Genomic DNA, 18,362 nt, shown 5'->3' with positions numbered 1-18,362 from the left:
CCTGCCTTTATCGTAGGGAGGAAGAACAATCATGGCCCGTAAATACATCGACTGTCGTGAGTTTCCAAGCGATTCCAAATGCTCGGTTGCCCTGTGCGCAGATTCTGAAAACGAATTGCTCGAGGCCGCCGCCCAGCATGCGGTCAGCGTTCACAAACACACCGACTCACCAGAACTGCGTGCGCAACTGAAGACGATGTTTCACGACGGTACTCCGCCTGTTGAAGCACCGCGTCCCGCTTAAAAACAGCATGAAAGGGACAAGCCACCCGTTAAGGCATGCCTTGAAATCGTGGTCTGTCCCTGTTTTTCCCTCCAGATTGCCCGCCCCGTCAGCCCACAGAAAAGTGGCCGATGGTCGTTGCGCTTCGCTCCTCGCCAGCCTTTGGCTAAGCTGAGTAATTGGACAGCCATCAATGGATCAGGATTGGCATCAAGACGGTAACTCCCAAAGGAGACGACCATGTATGCGGTTATAAGAACCTACCTGGGTACTGGAGCAAAGCAGCTTTTCGAGCTTTTAGAGGAGCGCAAGGCCGACGTCGAAGCGACGCTGCGCACAGTGCCTGGCCTGGTAAGTTACACCTTGCTGAATACGGGTGATGGCGGTACGTCGGTGACTGTTTGCACGGACAAGGCCGGCAGCGATGCGAGCTTGAAAGTCGCCCGCGACTGGATTCAAAAAAATGCCTCGAACATTAACGCAAACCCGCCGATCGTGACGGAAGGTCCGGTCATTGTGCAGATCAAGTAGCGCGCCATTCCAGTTGATCTTACGTTAGGTGGAGCCAGGCTTGCCGGCGAAGGTACTCTTAAGGACGCCTTCGCCGGCAAGCCTGGCGCCTACATGGATTGCGCATGCCTTAACCAAACCGGCACAAGTGTATGGCGATTTACGTTCACCGCTGTATGGGCAAGGCCACTTGTCACTCATGATAAAAATACGGTTCTCGTTACTGGAGCCGTCGTCATGGACCTCGCCACCCTCACGCTGTTTCTCCCGGCCTGCTTCGCCCTGAACATGGCCCCGGGCCCGAACAATCTGCTGTCGGTCAGCAACGCCACCCGCTATGGGTATCGTCGCGCCTGTGTGGCTGGCGTCGGTCGCTTGTTGGCGTTTGCCGGAATGATCGCCCTGGCCGCCGCCGGTTTGTCGGTGGTGCTGCAAACCTCGGAATGGCTGTTCTACGCGATCAAAATCATTGGCGCCGCTTACTTGTTGTACCTGGCCTGGCAATTGTGGCGCGCCAATCCCGAGGCCGAACAGCTTGAGACCGGCGCGCCAATTGGCATTGTCGCTCTGGCGCGGCAGGAGTTTCTGGTGGCCGCGGGCAATCCCAAGGCGATTTTGCTGTTCACCGCATTCCTGCCGCAATTCGTCGACCCGACTCGGCCGATTGCCGCGCAATTCGTCGTGCTCGGCGCATTGTTCCTGCTGCTGGAATGGATCGCTATCAGCGCCTACGCCTACATGGGCCTGCACATGCGCCGCTGGTTCGCCGAACCACGGGGCAAGCGGATATTCAACCGTTGCTGCGCGGGATTGTTGTCGGCAGCGGCCTCGGTGTTGTTGATGGCGAAACGGGCCTGAACATTACCCTTGGGACGGCCCTTTCAGTTCGACCTGGTTGCCGTCCGGATCGAAGCAATAGATCGACAGCCCGTGGCCTTCGGCGCCGAAACGCACGGCGGCTTTCTCGGGTGTCAGACCGAAGGACTGCAAGTGACTGACCAGCGCTTCCTCGTCGAACGGTTCGATACGCAGGCAGAAGTGATCGACGTTGCGCCGTTCGTGGCCGGCGGCGGCACCGCCCTTGCGGCCGAGTTCGCCCTGGATGTCGACGAGGTCGATCATCGAAGTGCCCGCACGCAAATGCACCATGCCCAGATCGTCGCGGCGCTTGATCAGTTCGGCGCCAAAGACTTCGCCGTAGAAAGTGATGCTTCGTTCGAGATCCTTGACGCGCAGGACGATGTGATCGATGTGTTTGATCGTGAACGGTTGCATAGGATGATTCCTGAAAATATCGTTTACAGCATTACCCCCGACCCGATGACTGTAGCTCACAACCATAAAAATTCATTGTCGATTCTCCGGTGGAGCCCCCCCGACGACACCGCATATGCTCAGCCCATGAACCTACAAAACGCTGTGCTTCCGCCCCACGCCGAGATGGTTCGCGCCATGCTCGAACGCGACACCGCCTACGAAGGGGTGTTCTTTACCGCGGTCAAAACCACTGGCATTTTCTGCCGCCCCGGCTGTACGGCGCGCAAACCGAAGCCGGAAAACGTCGAGTTTTTCGCCCATGCCGATGAGGCGATGTCGGCGGGCTATCGGGCCTGTCTGCGTTGCAAGCCACTGGACGCCGCCGCCATCGCGCCGGACTGGGTGCAGCGACTGCTCAAGTCCGTGGACGCCGACCCTGACCTGCGCTGGACCGACGCCCAGTTGCTGGCCGAGGGCATCGAACCGCTGAAATTGCGCCGCTGGTTCAAGCAGCATTTCGGCATGACCTTTCACGCCTGGCTACGCAGCCGGCGCCTGGGCATCGCCCTCGGTGGCATCAAACAGGGCGAATCCATTGACAACGCAGCCTTCGACTCCGGCTACGAATCCCTGAGCGGTTTTCGCGATGCGTTTCAAAAGTCATTCCACATCACCCCCGGCCGCGCCGCCCACAGCGAGCCACTGCTGTTCACCCGACTGACCACGCCACTGGGGCCGATGATCGCCATGGCTGAACAGCGTGGGCTGGTGCTGCTGGAGTTTCTTGATCGACCGGCACTGACCAAGGAAATCGAAGAGCTACAGAACCGTTACGGCTACGCCGTGGCGCCCGGTCACAACGGACATTTGCAACAAATCGAAGAAGAACTGGCGCAATACTTCGCTGGTAAACGGACCGAATTCAATGTGCCATTGCACCTGCCCGGCAGCGCTTTCGCCCGGCAAGTGTGGGCCGAGCTGATGAAGATTCCGTATGGCCAGACCACAACTTATGGCGCCATCGCCGCGCAACTGGGCAATCCCGGCGCCAGTCGCGCCGTGGGCCTGGCCAACGGCCAAAACCGTTTGGCGATTATCCTGCCCTGTCACCGCGTGATCGGTGCAGACGGCTCGTTGACCGGCTATGGTGGAGGACAACCGCGCAAGGCGTTTCTGCTCAGGCTGGAAAGTGCCGCGGTGCAAATCACCGAACAACTCGCGTTCTGATCACGCCGCCATTTCCTCAGGATGCTCCATGCTCGATACCTACCCACTGGCCAGCGAATTTCTCTCAGCCCTCGATGCCGACTGGCAACGCCACGTCAACGCCATCGGCCCCTGCCTGCATCAACCCCATGCGGCCCGCGATCCTTACGAATCGCTGGTGCGAGCGATCGCCTATCAGCAACTGCACGCCAAGGCCGGCGATGCGATTGTCGGCCGGCTGCTGGCGTTGTTTCCGGCGAACACCTTCCCAAGGCCTGAGCAGATTCTGGCGACAGACTTCGAGCAGATGCGCGGTTGCGGGTTTTCCGCCAGCAAGATCGCGACCATTCAGGGTATCGCTCAGGCGGCTCTGGACGGCGTGGTGCCGGATTACGCCACAGCCCTGGCCATGGACGATGAGGCCTTGATCGAGCGCTTGACCACGTTGCGCGGAGTCGGTCGCTGGACGGTGGAAATGCTGCTGATCTACAGCCTGGAGCGACCGGACATCTTGCCGGCGGACGACTTTGGCGTACGCGAGGGTTATCGGCGGTTGAAGGGGCTGGAGGTGCAGCCGACTCGCAAGCAGATGATTGACATCGGGTTGGCGTGGAGCCCATATCGGACAGTGGCGGCTTGGTACTTGTGGCGGGTGCCCAACCGTTAGACCGGGTTGTCGTTCATCGCGAGCAGGCTCGCGATAGTGCCGGCACATCCAGCATAAATCCAGGTCCAGGAATGCGGACAGTCCAGGCTGTCTAGACCCGTCGGAGGTTCCCATGCAACTCGAAGGCTCTTGCCATTGCGGCGCGGTATCGTTCAGCCTGACCAGCGCCCACCCCTACCCTTATCAACGCTGCTATTGCTCGATCTGTCGCAAGACCCAGGGCGGCGGCGGTTATGCGATCAACATCGCTGGCGATGCCGCCAGCCTGAAAGTACGCGGTCGCAAACACATCTCGATTTACCATGCGCGGCTCAAGGAAAAAGGTGACAAACGCGCCCACCGCAGCACCGCCGAGCGGCATTTCTGTTCCGTTTGCGGCTCGGGATTATGGGTGTTCAGCCCTGAATGGCCGGACCTTGTGCACCCATTCGCCTCGGTCATCGATACAGCTCTGCCAGTGCCACCTGAGAACACGCACGTGATGCTCGGTTCGAAAGCATCATGGGTAGAAGTCCAGATGCAGCCCGCTGATCGACGGTGCGACGGGTGGCCTGAAGAGTCCATCGCCCAGTGGCATGAGCGTCTGGGTTTGAGCCGCTAAAGCCGGATCAAAAGATCGCAGCCTGCGGCAACTCCTACGCCGACCGTGTAGATACCCCGGTTCTGCGGGAGCTGCCGCAGGCTGCGATCTTTTGATCTCATGCCGCGACTGGCACGCCACTGTGAAAGCGAAACTCCACATCCGGCGACTCGATCAGCGCCTGCTCGGCCTCACGAACCTTGTCGATCACCTGGGCAATATCCTTAGCGTCACCGTACTGATAGGCCAGTTTCAGGTAACCCTGGAAATGCCGGGCCTCGCTTTTCAGCAGGCCGAAATAGAACTTGCCCAGTTCGTCATCCAGATGCGGCACCAGCGCCTCGAAACGCTCGCAACTACGGGCTTCAATGAAGGCGCCGACCACCAGCGTGTCCACCAGCTTCACCGGTTCGTGGCTGCGTACCACTTTGCGCAGCCCCGAGGCGTAACGCCCGGCGGACAGCTGACGCAGCTCGATCTTGCGCTTTTTCATCAGGCGCATGACCTGTTCGTGGTGCACCAGCTCTTCCCGGGCCAGACGCGACATCAGGTTGATCAGATCGACGTGGGAGTGATATTTGGCGATCAGGCTCAATGCCGTGCTGGCCGCCTTGAATTCGCAGTTTTTGTGGTCGATCAGCAAGGTTTCCTGATCGGCCAGCGCGGCCTGGATCCAGCCATCCGGCGTGCGGCAGCCGAGGAACTCGTGAATTTCGGGAAGGATCATGGGGCTCACGGATAAAAGGTACAGAACGAAAGGCGCCGATTATACCGGCCTGCCGACAGACCACCAGACGCCAACCGTTGATATGCATCAAGTCGCTGAATGCCGGCCAGCAACTATAGTTGTCCAACGCCGTGCTTTTTTTCTTCATGGAGATCCGCTCATGCAAGCCATTCGCAGCATCCTGGTGGTCATCGAACCCGAACACTCGGAAAGTCTGGCGCTTAAACGGGCCAAGCTGATCGCGGGTGTGACCCAGGCCCATCTGCACCTGCTGATTTGCGATAAAAAGCATGATCACGCTGGCATGCTTGGCGTGCTCAAGGCTGCGCTGATAGCGGACGGCTACAGCGTCACCACCGAACAGGCCTGGAACGAAAGCCTGCATGAAACCATCGTCGATGTGCAGCAAGCCGAAGGCTGCGGGCTGGTGATCAAGCAGCATTTCCCGGACAGCCCGCTGAAAAAAGCCCTGCTGACCCCGGCGGACTGGAAACTGTTGCGCCGCTGCCCTACTCCCGTGCTGCTGGTGAAAACCGCCAAACCCTGGACCGGCGGCGTGATCCTGGCGGCCATCGATGTCGGCAACATTGACGGCGAACATCGCACCTTGCACGCCAGCATCATTGATCATGGCTACGACATCGCCAGCCTGGCCAAGGCCCATTTACACGTGATCAGCGCTCACCCCTCGCCGATGCTGTCGGCGGCCGACCCGACGTTCCAGCTCAAGGAAACCATCGAGGCCCGTTACCGTGAGCAATGCAAGGCGTTCCAGGCCGAGTTCGATATCGATGATGCACACCTGCATATCGAGGAAGGCCCGGCGGATGTGTTGATTCCGTACACGGCCCATAAACTGGGGGCATCGGTGACAGTGATCGGCACCGTGGCGCGGACCGGGTTGTCCGGGGCGTTGATCGGCAATACGGCGGAAGTGGTGCTGGATGCGCTGGAGAGCGATGTGCTGGTGCTCAAGCCGGATACGATCATGGATCATCTGGAAGAGATCGTGACCCAGCATTGAGATTTGTGGTGTCAAGTAGATCGCCATCGCGGGCAAGCCCGCTCCCACAAGGTCGATGAAGAACCTGTGGGAGCGGGCTTGCCCGCGATGCTTTTAGGCGCCGAAAGCGTCTTTGAGGAAACCAGGCGCAATGTAGCGCTGGTAATGCGCCTCGGACAGCAGAAAAAATTCCCGATCAATGGCATCGCGCAATTCCGGCAGGTTCCAGTCGCGGAACTCCGGCAGCAGCACCATCCCGTAGGCTTCCAGATTGTTGATGACCCGCGCGCCCCGGGCGATCAGCTGATAAGCCCAGCAATATTCCGACTGATGGGGCACAAAGCGGATCTTGCGCTGCTCCAGCTGCAAACGCAGCAACGCGGGATCGAAAATTTCTACCTTGCTGGCCATCACCTGCGACAACAGTTGCTCAAGACGCAGCCACACCGCGCGTTTTTCTTCCTCGTTGTAACCATTCCAGTGAATCACTTCATGGTGGAATCGCTTGCAGCCACGGCACACCAGATCACCGTAAACAGTGGAGCAGAGGCCGATGCAGGGGGTCTTGATGGTCTGATTGGGCATAGGTAGGCAAAACACGGGAAAGCAGAACAGATCGGCATGTTAGCCCTTTGTCCAACATTCATCACCCCTCAAAATTCAGGGCCCCAGGGTCTACTGGACGTTGGTGAGGACCGCGACGGATGCCCGCGCCTTGCCTCGCACACGTTGGCCCGGCAACTCGGCTCGCCACCAAAGTTCAATAGAACCCTGACTTACCTTTAATTTTTTTTTGCCGTAGAATCAGCCAGCCTTTTAAGGCGCCAATGTCCGTTAGAAGCTGTTTTCAAAGCGTCACGAGCACAGTCGTTCCTTCAGAGCGGTGTTGGCGAAGGGTTTTTCAGCGGTGAAAAACCTGACGCCAACCCTCATCAGCTCCCCGTTCTGCAGGCGTAAAACTTTGAAAGCAGCTTCTGTAAGGAATTGTCGGTAATTCTGGCTAAGCGGCCCACAACGCCACGCAGCGCATGAGTACGGCAATTTCGGGATGAGCGTCCCGGACACCCATTTGGGACCACTGATGAGGGTAATAACTGTGCTTGAAGCCTACCGCAAACATATCGAAGAGCGTGCAGCACTGGGTATCGTTCCCCAGCCGCTTAACGCCGAACAAACTGCAGGCCTGGTCGAGCTGCTGAAAAATCCCCCGGCTGGCGAAGAAGCCTTCCTCGTTGACCTGATCACCAATCGCGTTCCGCCTGGCGTGGACGAAGCTGCCTATGTCAAGGCCGGCTTCCTGTCTGCCATCGCCAAGGGCGAAGCCAAATCCCCTCTGATCGACAAGAAGCGCGCGGTTGAACTGCTCGGCACCATGCAGGGCGGCTACAACATCGTGACCCTGGTCAACCTGCTGGACGACGCCGAACTGGCCGCCGTCGCGGCCGAAGAACTCAAGCACACCCTGCTGATGTTCGATGCTTTCCACGACGTCGCGGAAAAAGCCAAGAACGGTAACGTCCACGCTCAAGGCGTCCTGCAATCCTGGGCTGACGGCGAGTGGTTCGTTAAGCGTCCGACCCTGGCCGACAAGATCAGCCTGCGCGTGTTCAAGGTCACCGGCGAAACCAACACCGACGACCTGTCCCCTGCTCCAGATGCCTGGTCCCGCCCGGACATCCCGCTGCACGCCCTGGCCATGCTGAAAATGGCTCGCGACGGCATCGTGCCTGACGCACAAGGCGTTACCGGCCCGATGAAGCAGATCGAAGAAATGCGCAATGCCGGCTTCCCGATCGCCTACGTCGGCGACGTGGTGGGTACCGGTTCTTCGCGTAAATCGGCGACCAACTCCGTATTGTGGTTCTTCGGCGACGACGTTCCTTACGTGCCGAACAAGCGTGCCGGTGGTTTCTGCTTCGGCAGCAAAATCGCTCCAATCTTCTACAACACCATGGAAGATGCCGGCGCACTGCCAATCGAATTCGACGTTTCCAACATGCACATGGGCGACGTGATCGACCTGTACCCGCATGCTGGCAAAGTCTGCAAGCACGGCACCGACGAAGTCCTGACCACCTTCGAAATGAAGACGCCGGTCCTGTTGGACGAAGTTCGCGCCGGCGGCCGTATTCCGCTGATCATCGGCCGTGGCCTGACCGAAAAGGCTCGCGCCGAGCTGGGCCTGCCACCTTCGAACCTGTTCAAGAAGCCTGAAGCACCGGCTGAAAGCACCAAGGGCTACACCCTGGCGCAGAAAATGGTCGGCAAGGCTTGCGGCGTGACCGGTATCCGTCCGGGCACCTACTGCGAACCGAAGATGACCACCGTAGGTTCCCAGGACACCACCGGTCCAATGACCCGTGACGAACTGAAAGACCTGGCGTGCCTGGGCTTCTCGACCGACCTGGTGATGCAGTCCTTCTGCCACACCGCGGCTTATCCAAAGCCGATCGACGTGACCACCCACCACACCCTGCCTGACTTCATCATGACCCGCGGCGGCGTTTCCCTGCGTCCGGGCGACGGCATCATCCACTCGTGGCTGAACCGCATGCTGCTGCCGGACACCGTGGGTACCGGTGGTGACTCCCACACCCGTTTCCCGATCGGCATCTCGTTCCCGGCCGGTTCCGGCCTGGTCGCGTTCGCAGCGGCCACCGGCGTCATGCCGCTGGACATGCCTGAGTCGATCCTGGTGCGCTTCAAGGGCAAACTGCAACCGGGCGTCACCCTGCGTGACCTGGTTCATGCCATCCCTTACTACGCCATCCAGAAAGGTCTGCTGACTGTCGAGAAGAAGGGCAAGAAGAACGCCTTCTCCGGCCGCATCCTGGAGATCGAAGGTCTGGAAACCCTGACCGTCGAGCAAGCATTCGAACTGTCCGACGCCTCGGCCGAACGTTCGGCTGCCGGTTGCACCATCAAGCTGTCCAAGGAATCGATCGCTGAGTACCTGAAGTCGAACATCACCCTGCTGCGCTGGATGATCGGCGAAGGCTACGGCGATGCGCGTACCCTGGAGCGTCGCGCTCAAGCGATGGAAGCCTGGCTGGCCAACCCTGAGCTGCTGGAAGCGGACAAGGACGCCGAATACGCCGAAGTCATCGAGATCGACCTGGCCGACGTCAAGGAGCCTGTGCTCTGCGCGCCGAACGACCCGGACGACGCCCGCCTGCTCTCCAGCGTTGCTGGCGAGAAGATCGACGAAGTGTTCATCGGTTCGTGCATGACCAACATCGGTCACTTCCGCGCGGCCGGTAAGCTGCTGGATCAGGTCAAGGGTCAGCTGCCAACCCGTCTGTGGCTGTCGCCACCGACCAAAATGGACGCTCACCAGCTGACCGAAGAAGGCTACTACGGCATCTACGGCAAGGCCGGCGCACGCATGGAAATGCCGGGCTGCTCGCTGTGCATGGGTAACCAGGCACGTGTAGAGCCGAACTCGACTGTTGTGTCGACATCGACCCGTAACTTCCCGAACCGTCTGGGTGACGGCGCGAACGTCTACCTGGCTTCGGCCGAGCTGGCGTCCGTTGCGTCCATCCTGGGTCGCCTGCCGACCGTCGAGGAGTACATGGAATACGCTGGCAAGATCGACAGCATGGCGGCCGACGTTTACCGCTACCTGTCCTTCGACCAGATCGCCGAGTTCCGTGAAGCTGCTGCGAACGCCAACATCCCGGTCGTTCAAGCCTAACGCTGCAACGCAATAAAAAACGCCGCCCATCGTGAGATGAGCGGCGTTTTTTTATGCCTTCAGGAAGACCGCGTTATAGATGATCGTTCCCACGCTCGGCGTGGGAACGATCAGAGTGGTGGTCAGGCAGTCAGGGAGTAGATCAACGCCGAAATCGCCACCAGGCCCACTGCCGTCACAAAGACGTTAGAGGCTTGACCACGAAAACGTGCCATCGCCGGAACCTTGCGCACGGCGTACATCGGCATCAGGAACAGGATCGCCGCGATAATTGGCCCACCGAGGGTTTCGATCATGCCGAGAATGCTCGGGTTCAGGGTCGCAACGATCCAGCACACTACCAGCATGAACGCCGCAGTCATGCGGTCCAGGGTCTTCGGTGCCGGGCGTTTGCCGCTCTTGACGATCAGGCCCTTCAAGCCTTCGCTGGCGCCAATGTAATGGCCCAGGAACGACTTGGAGATGGCCACGAAGGCAATCAACGGCGCCGCGAACGCGATGGTCGGGTTGCTGAAGTGGTTGGCCAGGTACGACAGGATCGACAGGTTCTGCGCCTTGGCATCCGCCAGTTGCGCCGGCGACAGGGTCAGCACACAGCTGAAGACGAAAAACAGCACCATCACCACCATCAAGAGGTGGGCGCGGGACAGGATCTGCGAGCTGCGTTCCTCGGCATGCGCGCCGTAGCGACGCTTCTGGTCCACCGCGAACGCCGAAATGATCGGCGAATGGTTGAACGAGAACACCATCACCGGAATCGCCAGCCATAGGGTGTGCAGCAGCGCCGACGGCTCAGGCAGCGTGGAGGCAGTGCTGAGGATGCCGCCATTCCAGTGCGGAATCAGGAACACCGCCAAAAACAGCAGCGCAACGATGAACGGATAGACCATCAGGCTCATGGCCTTGACGATCACCTGCTCCCCGCAACGCACCACTGCCAACAGGCCGAGAATCAATACGAACGACAACACGGCGCGCGGTGGCGGCATGATGTGCAGTTGATGTTCGAGGAAACTGCCCACGGTGTTGGTCAGGGCTACGCTGTAAATCAGCAGGATCGGGAAGATCGCGAAGAAATACAGCAAGGTGATCAACGCGCCGGCCTTGATGCCGAAGTGTTCTTCCACCACTTCGGTGATGTCAGCGCCTTCACGGCCAGACAACACAAAGCGGGTCAGGCCACGGTGGGCATAAAACGTCATAGGAAATGCCAGTACCGCGAGGATCAGCAGCGGCCAGAAGCCGCCCAGCCCCGCATTGATCGGCAAAAACAGGGTACCCGCCCCGATTGCCGTGCCAAACAGGCCCAGCATCCAGGTGGTGTCGTGGCGATTCCAGCTTTCTAGGCTCGCTGGTGTCGCCGTTACATAGCGTTCGTCGACGCTATTGGCCTGATCATTCATCCGGTCGGATCTCCGCTTTCCGGTCACTTGCCACCCGGCCAGGACGAGTCGGAAAACCCGACAGGCAGCGCCCTGACCGAAACAGGGGCGCGATTGTCCGGGATTAAGCAACAGAAGCAAAGACTTAGCTGAGCAATGGTTATGCAGATCAGATGCAGCTGGCGCAACACGCGCGCTCCCGCAGGAGCGAGGCTTGCCCGCGAACCCGTCGCCGCGGTCCATCAGGAATACCGGGTAATCGTTCTTCGCGGGCAAGCCTCGCTCCTACGAATCGCGCAAATGATCTAGTGTTGTCATTAGAAGGATCGCAGGCTTCGCCAGCTCCGGACACCGGGAGCCTCCCTGGCCATTGCTTTGGAGTCAGACAACCTGAAGCGACGTTCACCCCCCGACATTCCGCTGCCCACAGGAGCCCAGCATGACCGCAACTGTTCTGGTACTGGTTGAAACCATCAACGAATACCTGCCGATCCTCGAACATCAGGGGTTTCATTTGATCCTGGCCCCGACCCCGGCCGAGCGCGCCGCTGCCATTGCCCGCCAGGGCAGCCAGATCGATGCAGTGCTGACGCGCGGTCCATTGGGCCTGCGTGCCGACGAAATGGCCGCCCTGCCCAATCTCAAAATTATCTGTGTAATCGGTGCCGGTTACGAACACGTCGACCTGCAAGCCGCTGCCGACCGGGGCATCACTGTCACCAACGGGGCCGGCGTCAATGCCTCTTCCGTCGCCGACCACGCCATGGCGTTACTGCTGGCCCTGGTGCGCGATATTCCTCGGGCCGATGCTGCCGTTCGTCGGGGCGAGTGGCCGAAAATCATGCGTCCTTCCCTGGCCGGCAAACGCCTGGGCATCCTCGGCCTCGGTGCCGTCGGCCTCGCTATCGCCAAACGTGCCGCCAACGGCTTCGATATGCGAGTGAGTTACCACAATCGCCAGCATCGCAGCGACGTGCCCTACAGCTTTTGCTCGACGCCGACCGAACTGGCACGCCATTCGGATTTTCTGATCGTTGCCGCGCCTGGCGGGCTCGGTACTCAGCACTTGATCAACAGGCAGGTACTCGACGCTTTAGGGCCTAACGGATTTATCGTCAACATCGCCCGGGCCAGCGTGATCGTTACGGCTGACCTGATCAGTGCGCTGGAACAACGACGGATCGCTGGCGCCGCGCTGGATGTCTTCGATAACGAACCCCACGTGCCGGACGCCCTCAAGGGGCTGGCCAACGTGGTTCTGACCCCCCATGTCGCCGGGTTGTCGCCGGAGGCCACCCAAGGCACCGTGGAACTGGTCGGCAAAAACCTGACGGCGTTTTTTGCCGGGCAACCGGTCCTGACCCCCATTGCTTTGCCGCCGCCGTCAACAGCTGCCCGGAACATTCAATAAAGGATGCCTAAAGGACGCCCAATAGCGTCCAGAGTCGCCGGGATTCGGCATCGGCGCTGATCAGTTCGCCAAGCAGCTCACTCAGGGGCTTGTTGCCCCACTCCACGCCCCGTTTGATCAAATAGGGCACCGGGCTGTGGGGTTCGGTGCGCGCCAGGTATTCGGCGATCAATAGTAGTTGCCGGTACGCCTCTTCACGATTCGCCGGTTCGCTGAACACCTGAGGTGCCGCAATGACGGGCGGCACGTCGGCCGGGCTCGATGCCGCGACCGCTGGAATTTCGACAGGCGCCGGGGTCGGCTTTCGTGGGTGCATGGCGATGAACTCCTGAACCAGCGTCGACAATGCTTCGATCACATCCTGCAACGCCTTGAAGCCCGGGGCCTGATCGCCGAGATAAGCGTCGCTCCATACCTCCAGACGTTGCAGGTGCTGCTGGCTGAGCAGCAGCGTGCCCTGGCTGCGCAACCAGAATGCCAATGGGGTGGCGCGAATCTGTTCGGTGAGTTTTTTCTGTTCGTTGCGCGCGTTCTCCGCCGAGGTCTTGGCCGTTTTAGTGTCGCTGGCTTGTACTTGTTGCAGTTGCAACCGGCGCCAGCCATCCAGACAGAAATTATCGAATTCACTGTTGCGCGGCGCGAACAACGGCACGCGGGTCAGCAATACTTCAGCGTAGCGTCGGGCCAGCCATTCGAGCGGAATCACCCGCCATGACTGATCGCCATCCTCCGCCTGGGGATGCAAGTGCTCGGGATAGCGTTCGCATAACCCGGCCACCAGCGCCAGGCTACCCGGCAAACCTTCGAGCCCGTCCTGATGCAGCCAGGCCTCACCCAGCCAGGCGCTGAGCATCAAATCCTTGCTGCGTTCGAGCAACAGGCTGGTGGTCAGTTTTTCCAGTTCCGGCCATTGGGCACGCTTGATCGACGACTGCCACACCCCCGTGGGCAAACTGGTGTCGTCTTCACGGCGCAGTTCGCGCAAGCGGTCGAACTCAGGCTCGTAACGCAAATCCTGGCCACAGGGCGCCTGCTCGCTGATCGGCTCGAGCAGTTGGCTGATCAGTTCCGGCAACGGCGTTGAAGGTTGATTCACAGGCCCTCCTTTTGGGATTCGATGTCATGGGCTGCAATGCCTGCGGTCGATCGCGTCACCATGAACGGTGAGCGTGGGGCGCGGGTTGGCAAGGGCTGAATGGACAGCGGCAATTTCGAGCCCTGGGTCATCAACGACAGCCGCACGAACATCAGGGTTTGCTCGGCGGTGGTAGTGCTGGACTGCGTCGTCACGGGCAGGCGCAAGGTCAACGGAAAATCCGTGTAGTCCATGTTTGGCTGGCGCTGCACCGACACGTGCGAGCGCATCAAGCGCAGTAACGACCACGGACCGCTGTATTCCCAACCCGCTTCCAGATCCCGCACCACCAGGCTCGGCTGCAACGGATCGCTGGCCGGGCGCTGGTAGCCATTTCGGGCCCAACGCAAGGTCAGCCGGATCGGTTGGCCGACCATCCAGCGCAGGTTCGGCTGCGGCTCACCGGGATAGCTGAGCTGTTGATTGCCGGCATTCAAGCTCCAGGCGATCACCTGGTCGGCACCGCGCTCCTCCTCTCTATCGGTGCGCCAGCGCACGTCAACCTCCAGCCCCAGCACACCGCTCTTGTCGCGTATAAACATCGGCCCCAACCAGGTGCTGGCTTGCTTCAGACGATTGAGGAAGTCTTCGGCGGCCAGGCGTTCCGGGGTCTGGCTCAGCAGCAATCCGGCCTGTGCCACCGGCAAACGCTTGTCGATCAGTTCCAGTAGATGCTGAACCCTGGCCGGATCAGCGTCGGCGGCTTGAAAGCCATTGGCAAACGGAAAGCGCTCCGCCAGGTACTGATTGAAATAATTGGCCAGGTCGTTCCACGCCGCCGCTGCCTGTTGTTGTTGCAGGAACTGGCAGCGTTGCATGGCGGTTTGTTGCAGATCCACCGCCCGCAACGCCAGTGTTCCGCGCCCGGCAGTCAGGTTGGCGGTTTGCAGGATCTGGCCGCAGGACGTGGCGTCCATTTCGATGAAGTCGCGGCTGACCAATTGCTCGATCTGCGCCGGCGAACTGGCGGGGTTCTGCTCCTTGTACTTGAACAGTTCGTCGTTGAGCGCATTGAACTGCGTGACGCGCTCATAATCCAGCGCCGAGAGGTTCTGTTGCTGGACTTTGAGCCATTCCAGTGCCGAGGTGCGGCGCTCGGTGATGCCGAGCATGGTGTTGAATTGCTGCTTGAGGCTCAGTTTCAAATCCTGCACATCGTGGGCGCCATACAGTTGCAGGCCGAGGTTTTTCGAGCCGTCCCACTGGCTGATTTCGGCGCGACCGCTGAACAGCGGCTGGGCGACGATTTCGTCGAGGCCGCTGGCGATTTCTGCCAGGGCGCGGCGGTTCAAGGCCGTTTGAAAACGCGTGGCCAGGTCACTGCGACGCACCTCGATAAAGGCTTTTTGCAAAGCAATCGCCTGGGAGGCCTGCACATTGAAAACTCCGCCATGGACCTGAGCATTGTGCTCGCGCAGGCTCGACAACATGGCCTTGACCACTGCGCCTTCGGCCGCTTGCAACAAGGCCGCGCGATACGCCGGGGGAATGCGTGGCAACTCTTCGGCGGCGTAACTCTTGTAACTGGCGAAATAGTTCAACGCACTGTCGAGGTCGTCGCCATCAACGCCCTGCCCTTGCCCATTCGGGGCTTCGGAGCGATCCGCCTGTAAGGCGATGGCCACAAAGTCACGCTTGAACAGCGCCTGCACCGCGTTGTTGAGTTGCACCACATGCTCCTGCAAGACCAGTTGCCCGCTGCCTTGCTGAATCAATAAATTGTCCCGGGAGCCGGCCTGGACAATCCACTGATCGCGAAAACTCTGTTGCAGCTTGGCCGCCTGCATGTCCAACTGCTGTTCCGGTTGCGGCCCAAGCAAGGCGCTTTTGCGCACGTTGTCCAGCAACTCGCGATAGCCAGGCACCAGGTCCTGACCCTTGCCCCGTCCCCACGCCGAATTGGTCAAGCCGATGACCGTTTGCAGGTCATCGATCAATGCCCGCAAATCTTCGAGCTCGGTGAGGGAATTGCCACTGCCGGCTTCCAGACGTTCCAGATGCAGCTTGAGATAACCGGCCTGACGCACGAAATTGTCGGCCAGGAAATACTGATCCAGCCAGCGCTCCATCAACCCGAGAAAATTGTCCTCGATCAGCGGGCGCTCGACGGTCAGATCCAGCGGGCGCAAGTCGCTGCCATCAGCATCGAACAATGCCCGGTTGTAAAAACCGGCGCGGTGCAACGTGCCGACATTGAGGTTCAGCGACAATGCGTTGTTGCTCAATAACACCAGGTCTTCAAGGGGTGCCTTGTGGTTATTCAGCGCCTGACTGAACCACTGGTTCTGCTGTTCCAGATTCAGCGCGCGCTCCACCAGATCCTTGGCCTTGACGTAGTTTTGCCATTGAGCCGGGTCTTCGCTTTCGACGTTGCCCCGTCGTTCGGTGTTGCGCAGGGTCTTGAGTTGCGCCAGCTCCGCGTTCAACAGGTCGTGCAACGGCAGCAACCAATGGCGCTGGGCGGTCAGGCGCAACTCGCTCGCCACCTGGGCATCCAGCGAAGAGAACCAGGACGTCGGAAATACCACGGAGGTGAAGCTCCAGCCCGGTGCCTTTTCCAGCACCCGCCAGAAACCCTGGACGTTGCGCCGGGTCGACTCCAGCCGATGAGATTCATCGGTGACCGCTGCGTAGTTTTTCTGCGCCCCTTGCAGCAAGCGCGAGAGTTCCTGAGCCTCCTTGACCGAATCCTGCCAGACCCACAGCATGCCCACGCCCCACAACACCGCGACCACCAGCGCCACCCCGCCAGTCACTCGTTGCCAGCGTTGACGCAGGCGTAACAAACGCGGCACCACCTGGGCCAGACCGCGCTCGGCGACCACTCGCCGCTGCCACAATTGCCGGGCGAAAGCACTCTGCTGCAACCCGGTGTCATAGGCCGAAAAGCCGTCGGTGCTGTCTTCCGAGGGCTGATTGGCCGTGAAATAAATACCGCGAAAGCGCGGCGCCTCACCTTGCGCATTGCCCTGGAAAACCGGCTCCAACAAAGATTGCAGGTGGCGCCGCAAGGCTTCGAAACGTTCCGGCAAGCCATACAGCTCAGTGCTCAGTTGCCCGGACAAAGCGCCGATTTCGATGATCGATTCCGCCAGGGCCCGAATCATTTGATCCAGCGCCTGATCGCTCCATTGCGCTTGCCAGACTGCATCGGGTCCGTGGGTCGACGACCAGCCCAGCGTGCGTTCGCGGGCCTCGACCGGCAGCGCGGTGATCAACTCCTGAAACCCCGGCAACTCTTCCATGCCAGTAATCACCACGTACACCGGCAGGCTCAGCCCGAACCGTTGCAACAGATCGATGAAGCGTCGACGCGCCGCCAACCCCAGTGTCGTGGCATGCTCGACGTTGCCTAGCCGACTGACCGGCACCGTCCAGATCACTCCGTCCAGCGGACGTTGGCTGCGCAAGCGCAGGATTAATCCCAGCAACCGCCACCAGCCGCCGCGTTGCAGGTGCATGCCTTCATCGGGCAAAAACAGCGCCTGTGGCACCACCAACACCGCCCCTTCAGGGTCCGACCACCAGCGGCCGAACCAGGCCGGTTTGTCGGTGGGCTGCAAGCGCCACTGAGTACACAACTGCGTGCCCTGGGTTTCGTTGCCGAGCATCAGCAGCCATGGAATCTGGTAGCGGTCCTGGGCGCCCTGCTCCTGCTCCATGTGCCGCACCGCCAGGTAAAAACTGCGAATCGCCGCCCCGCTTTGCGTGCGCAACCACCAGACCGCCACCCCGACAATCGCCAGCAGCAACAGAACGGCGATCACGAGGCCGATAATCCCCAGCGTGCTCATGAGTCTTGCTCCGAGGCGGACACCGAATCGGTCAGTTGCAACACCGGTTCGAGCTCCAGACGAATGTCACGCCAGAACAACTGCCCCAACCCGGTCAGTAGCAGGACCATCGCGACAATCCCCAGGCCCAGGCGAAAACCGTCGGGCAACGAAAGGCGCACTGGCATTTGCAGCGGCGGCGCGGCCGAAGGTTGTTCGAGTCGGGCACTGACGTCGGCATAATCCGCCTCGTGCTGCCAAGCGAAAGTAAACAGCGCCAGACGCCATTTTTCATGCTGGGCCTGATTCGGTTCGCCGCGCAGACGCCCCTCAAACCCCAGCACCAGACACTGCAAATAGACGTTGGCCAGATCGCGGGTAGTGGGGATTTGCTCGTCCAGCAGTTCCTTGATCGCCAACGGTATCCGCTCACCGGCCTGACGGCTGGCGTACAACCTCGACTCCAGGGGTTTTTCCTGCCAGGCCGACTGGCCGGGCCAGGGCGTAAACAGCAAGGTTTCATCGACCAGCGCGACAAAGGCATAGACCAGCGCCTTGACCTGCTCGGTGGCGGCGTCACCGACTTTGGCGAATGCGGTTCGCCACAGTCGCTGGGAGATTTGCGTGGAGAGTTCGACCACCGCCTCCACCAGCGCTTCGTCCTCGCTGTCCTTGGGCAACTGGTTCCAGTCCTGGGACCATTGCTGCCAGGCCTGGCGAAAAGCACTGCTCAGCGGCGCTTCATGGAGGCCTCGTGTACCCGACCCGACATTGCCCTCAGACATAGGACG

At 60.3% G+C, this 18,362-nt stretch carries 16 protein-coding genes; 9 read left to right on the top strand and 7 right to left on the bottom strand.

Annotated elements, in window-relative coordinates; translation table 11 throughout:
- The first annotated feature begins 31 nt into the window (after nucleotides 1-31).
- The 3 genes from BZL43_RS26605 (at nucleotide 32) to BZL43_RS26595 (ending at nucleotide 1,591) form a co-directional block, all read left to right on the top strand.
- On the top strand, nucleotides 32-244 hold the full coding sequence (locus BZL43_RS26605) for a DUF1059 domain-containing protein (protein ID WP_095635033.1): 213 nt from the start codon (nucleotides 32-34) through the stop codon (nucleotides 242-244).
- Nucleotides 245-463: 219 nt separating this feature from the next.
- The gene (locus tag BZL43_RS26600) at nucleotides 464-754 is read left to right on the top strand and encodes a hypothetical protein (RefSeq protein ID WP_095635032.1); all 291 of its coding nucleotides are present in this window, start codon (nucleotides 464-466) and stop codon (nucleotides 752-754) included.
- Between the two features lie 216 nt (nucleotides 755-970).
- Nucleotides 971-1,591 carry a LysE family translocator gene (locus tag BZL43_RS26595; protein WP_095635031.1) on the top strand — a complete coding sequence of 207 codons (621 nt, stop codon included), beginning with the start codon at nucleotides 971-973 and terminating at the stop codon, nucleotides 1,589-1,591.
- Nucleotides 1,592-1,594: 3 nt separating this feature from the next.
- Here BZL43_RS26595 and BZL43_RS26590 read toward each other — a convergent pair whose 3' ends face one another.
- The gene (locus tag BZL43_RS26590) at nucleotides 1,595-2,008 is read right to left on the bottom strand and encodes a VOC family protein (protein ID WP_095635030.1); all 414 of its coding nucleotides are present in this window, start codon (nucleotides 2,006-2,008) and stop codon (nucleotides 1,595-1,597) included.
- A 126-nt stretch (nucleotides 2,009-2,134) separates the two neighbouring features.
- On the opposite strand from BZL43_RS26590, the gene BZL43_RS26585 reads away from it, so the two are divergent.
- The 3 genes from BZL43_RS26585 (at nucleotide 2,135) to BZL43_RS26575 (ending at nucleotide 4,464) form a co-directional block, all read left to right on the top strand.
- Nucleotides 2,135-3,217, top strand: coding sequence for a bifunctional transcriptional activator/DNA repair enzyme AdaA (locus tag BZL43_RS26585; RefSeq protein ID WP_095635029.1), 1,083 nt, complete (start codon nucleotides 2,135-2,137; stop codon nucleotides 3,215-3,217).
- Between the two features lie 28 nt (nucleotides 3,218-3,245).
- Nucleotides 3,246-3,863, top strand: a complete 618-nt coding sequence (locus BZL43_RS26580) for a DNA-3-methyladenine glycosylase (protein WP_095635028.1) — start codon at nucleotides 3,246-3,248, stop codon at nucleotides 3,861-3,863.
- 112 nt (nucleotides 3,864-3,975) lie between these two features.
- The gene (locus BZL43_RS26575; RefSeq protein WP_095635027.1) at nucleotides 3,976-4,464 is read left to right on the top strand and encodes a GFA family protein; all 489 of its coding nucleotides are present in this window, start codon (nucleotides 3,976-3,978) and stop codon (nucleotides 4,462-4,464) included.
- 97 nt (nucleotides 4,465-4,561) lie between these two features.
- Here BZL43_RS26575 and BZL43_RS26570 read toward each other — a convergent pair whose 3' ends face one another.
- Nucleotides 4,562-5,170: a tRNA-(ms[2]io[6]A)-hydroxylase gene (locus BZL43_RS26570; RefSeq protein WP_095635026.1), complete on the bottom strand. Its 609-nt coding sequence runs from the start codon at nucleotides 5,168-5,170 to the stop codon at nucleotides 4,562-4,564.
- Nucleotides 5,171-5,330: 160 nt separating this feature from the next.
- Here BZL43_RS26570 and BZL43_RS26565 point away from each other — a divergent pair, with 160 nt between their 5' ends.
- Nucleotides 5,331-6,194, top strand: coding sequence for a universal stress protein (locus tag BZL43_RS26565; RefSeq protein WP_095635025.1), 864 nt, complete (start codon nucleotides 5,331-5,333; stop codon nucleotides 6,192-6,194).
- Nucleotides 6,195-6,287: 93 nt separating this feature from the next.
- Here BZL43_RS26565 and BZL43_RS26560 read toward each other — a convergent pair whose 3' ends face one another.
- A complete protein-coding gene (locus tag BZL43_RS26560; protein WP_095635024.1) occupies nucleotides 6,288-6,758 on the bottom strand; it encodes a DUF1289 domain-containing protein in 471 nt (156 codons plus the stop codon).
- Between the two features lie 511 nt (nucleotides 6,759-7,269).
- On the opposite strand from BZL43_RS26560, the gene acnB reads away from it, so the two are divergent.
- Complete coding sequence (gene acnB, locus BZL43_RS26555; protein WP_095635023.1) at nucleotides 7,270-9,870, top strand: bifunctional aconitate hydratase 2/2-methylisocitrate dehydratase; 2,601 nt, start codon at nucleotides 7,270-7,272, stop codon at nucleotides 9,868-9,870.
- Nucleotides 9,871-9,992: 122 nt separating this feature from the next.
- Here acnB and BZL43_RS26550 read toward each other — a convergent pair whose 3' ends face one another.
- Nucleotides 9,993-11,273, bottom strand: a complete 1,281-nt coding sequence (locus BZL43_RS26550; protein ID WP_095635022.1) for a serine/threonine transporter — start codon at nucleotides 11,271-11,273, stop codon at nucleotides 9,993-9,995.
- A gap of 418 nt (nucleotides 11,274-11,691) precedes the next feature.
- Between BZL43_RS26550 and BZL43_RS26545 the strand changes: the two genes are divergently transcribed.
- Entirely contained in the window at nucleotides 11,692-12,663 is a 972-nt protein-coding gene (locus tag BZL43_RS26545; protein ID WP_095635021.1) for a 2-hydroxyacid dehydrogenase, read from the top strand.
- Between the two features lie 7 nt (nucleotides 12,664-12,670).
- Here the strand turns inward: BZL43_RS26545 and tssA are convergent, their stop codons facing one another.
- From tssA to BZL43_RS26530, 3 genes are read right to left on the bottom strand one after another with little or no spacing between them, the layout of a single operon-like run.
- Nucleotides 12,671-13,759, bottom strand: coding sequence for a type VI secretion system protein TssA (tssA, locus tag BZL43_RS26540; RefSeq protein ID WP_095635020.1), 1,089 nt, complete (start codon nucleotides 13,757-13,759; stop codon nucleotides 12,671-12,673).
- Complete coding sequence (locus tag BZL43_RS26535; RefSeq protein WP_095635019.1) at nucleotides 13,756-17,592, bottom strand: type VI secretion protein IcmF/TssM N-terminal domain-containing protein; 3,837 nt, start codon at nucleotides 17,590-17,592, stop codon at nucleotides 13,756-13,758. The genes tssA and BZL43_RS26535 overlap by 4 nt, the downstream gene beginning before the upstream one ends.
- Nucleotides 17,589-18,356 (bottom strand): DotU family type IV/VI secretion system protein, encoded by a 768-nt coding sequence (locus BZL43_RS26530; RefSeq protein ID WP_095635018.1) that lies wholly within the window; start codon nucleotides 18,354-18,356, stop codon nucleotides 17,589-17,591. The genes BZL43_RS26535 and BZL43_RS26530 overlap by 4 nt, the downstream gene beginning before the upstream one ends.
- Between the last annotated feature and the right edge of the window lie 6 nt (nucleotides 18,357-18,362).

The sequence above is a fragment of the Pseudomonas sp. PICF141 genome (genome assembly GCF_002286815.1).
Lineage (GTDB): Bacteria > Pseudomonadota > Gammaproteobacteria > Pseudomonadales > Pseudomonadaceae > Aquipseudomonas.
This window is presented reverse-complemented; position numbering and strand designations above follow the sequence as displayed.

Coding starts and splice junctions, on each gene's coding strand:
- BZL43_RS26585 (WP_095635029.1), top strand. CDS start 2,135: ATGAACCTACAAAACGCTGTGCTTCCGCCCCACGCCGAGATGGTTCGC.
- BZL43_RS26535 (WP_095635019.1), bottom strand. CDS start 17,592: ATGAGCACGCTGGGGATTATCGGCCTCGTGATCGCCGTTCTGTTGCTG.
- BZL43_RS26600 (WP_095635032.1), top strand. CDS start 464: ATGTATGCGGTTATAAGAACCTACCTGGGTACTGGAGCAAAGCAGCTT.
- BZL43_RS26590 (WP_095635030.1), bottom strand. CDS start 2,008: ATGCAACCGTTCACGATCAAACACATCGATCACATCGTCCTGCGCGTC.
- BZL43_RS26605 (WP_095635033.1), top strand. CDS start 32: ATGGCCCGTAAATACATCGACTGTCGTGAGTTTCCAAGCGATTCCAAA.
- BZL43_RS26570 (WP_095635026.1), bottom strand. CDS start 5,170: ATGATCCTTCCCGAAATTCACGAGTTCCTCGGCTGCCGCACGCCGGAT.
- BZL43_RS26530 (WP_095635018.1), bottom strand. CDS start 18,356: ATGTCTGAGGGCAATGTCGGGTCGGGTACACGAGGCCTCCATGAAGCG.
- BZL43_RS26575 (WP_095635027.1), top strand. CDS start 3,976: ATGCAACTCGAAGGCTCTTGCCATTGCGGCGCGGTATCGTTCAGCCTG.
- BZL43_RS26565 (WP_095635025.1), top strand. CDS start 5,331: ATGCAAGCCATTCGCAGCATCCTGGTGGTCATCGAACCCGAACACTCG.
- BZL43_RS26580 (WP_095635028.1), top strand. CDS start 3,246: ATGCTCGATACCTACCCACTGGCCAGCGAATTTCTCTCAGCCCTCGAT.
- BZL43_RS26595 (WP_095635031.1), top strand. CDS start 971: ATGGACCTCGCCACCCTCACGCTGTTTCTCCCGGCCTGCTTCGCCCTG.
- BZL43_RS26560 (WP_095635024.1), bottom strand. CDS start 6,758: ATGCCCAATCAGACCATCAAGACCCCCTGCATCGGCCTCTGCTCCACT.
- BZL43_RS26545 (WP_095635021.1), top strand. CDS start 11,692: ATGACCGCAACTGTTCTGGTACTGGTTGAAACCATCAACGAATACCTG.
- BZL43_RS26550 (WP_095635022.1), bottom strand. CDS start 11,273: ATGAATGATCAGGCCAATAGCGTCGACGAACGCTATGTAACGGCGACA.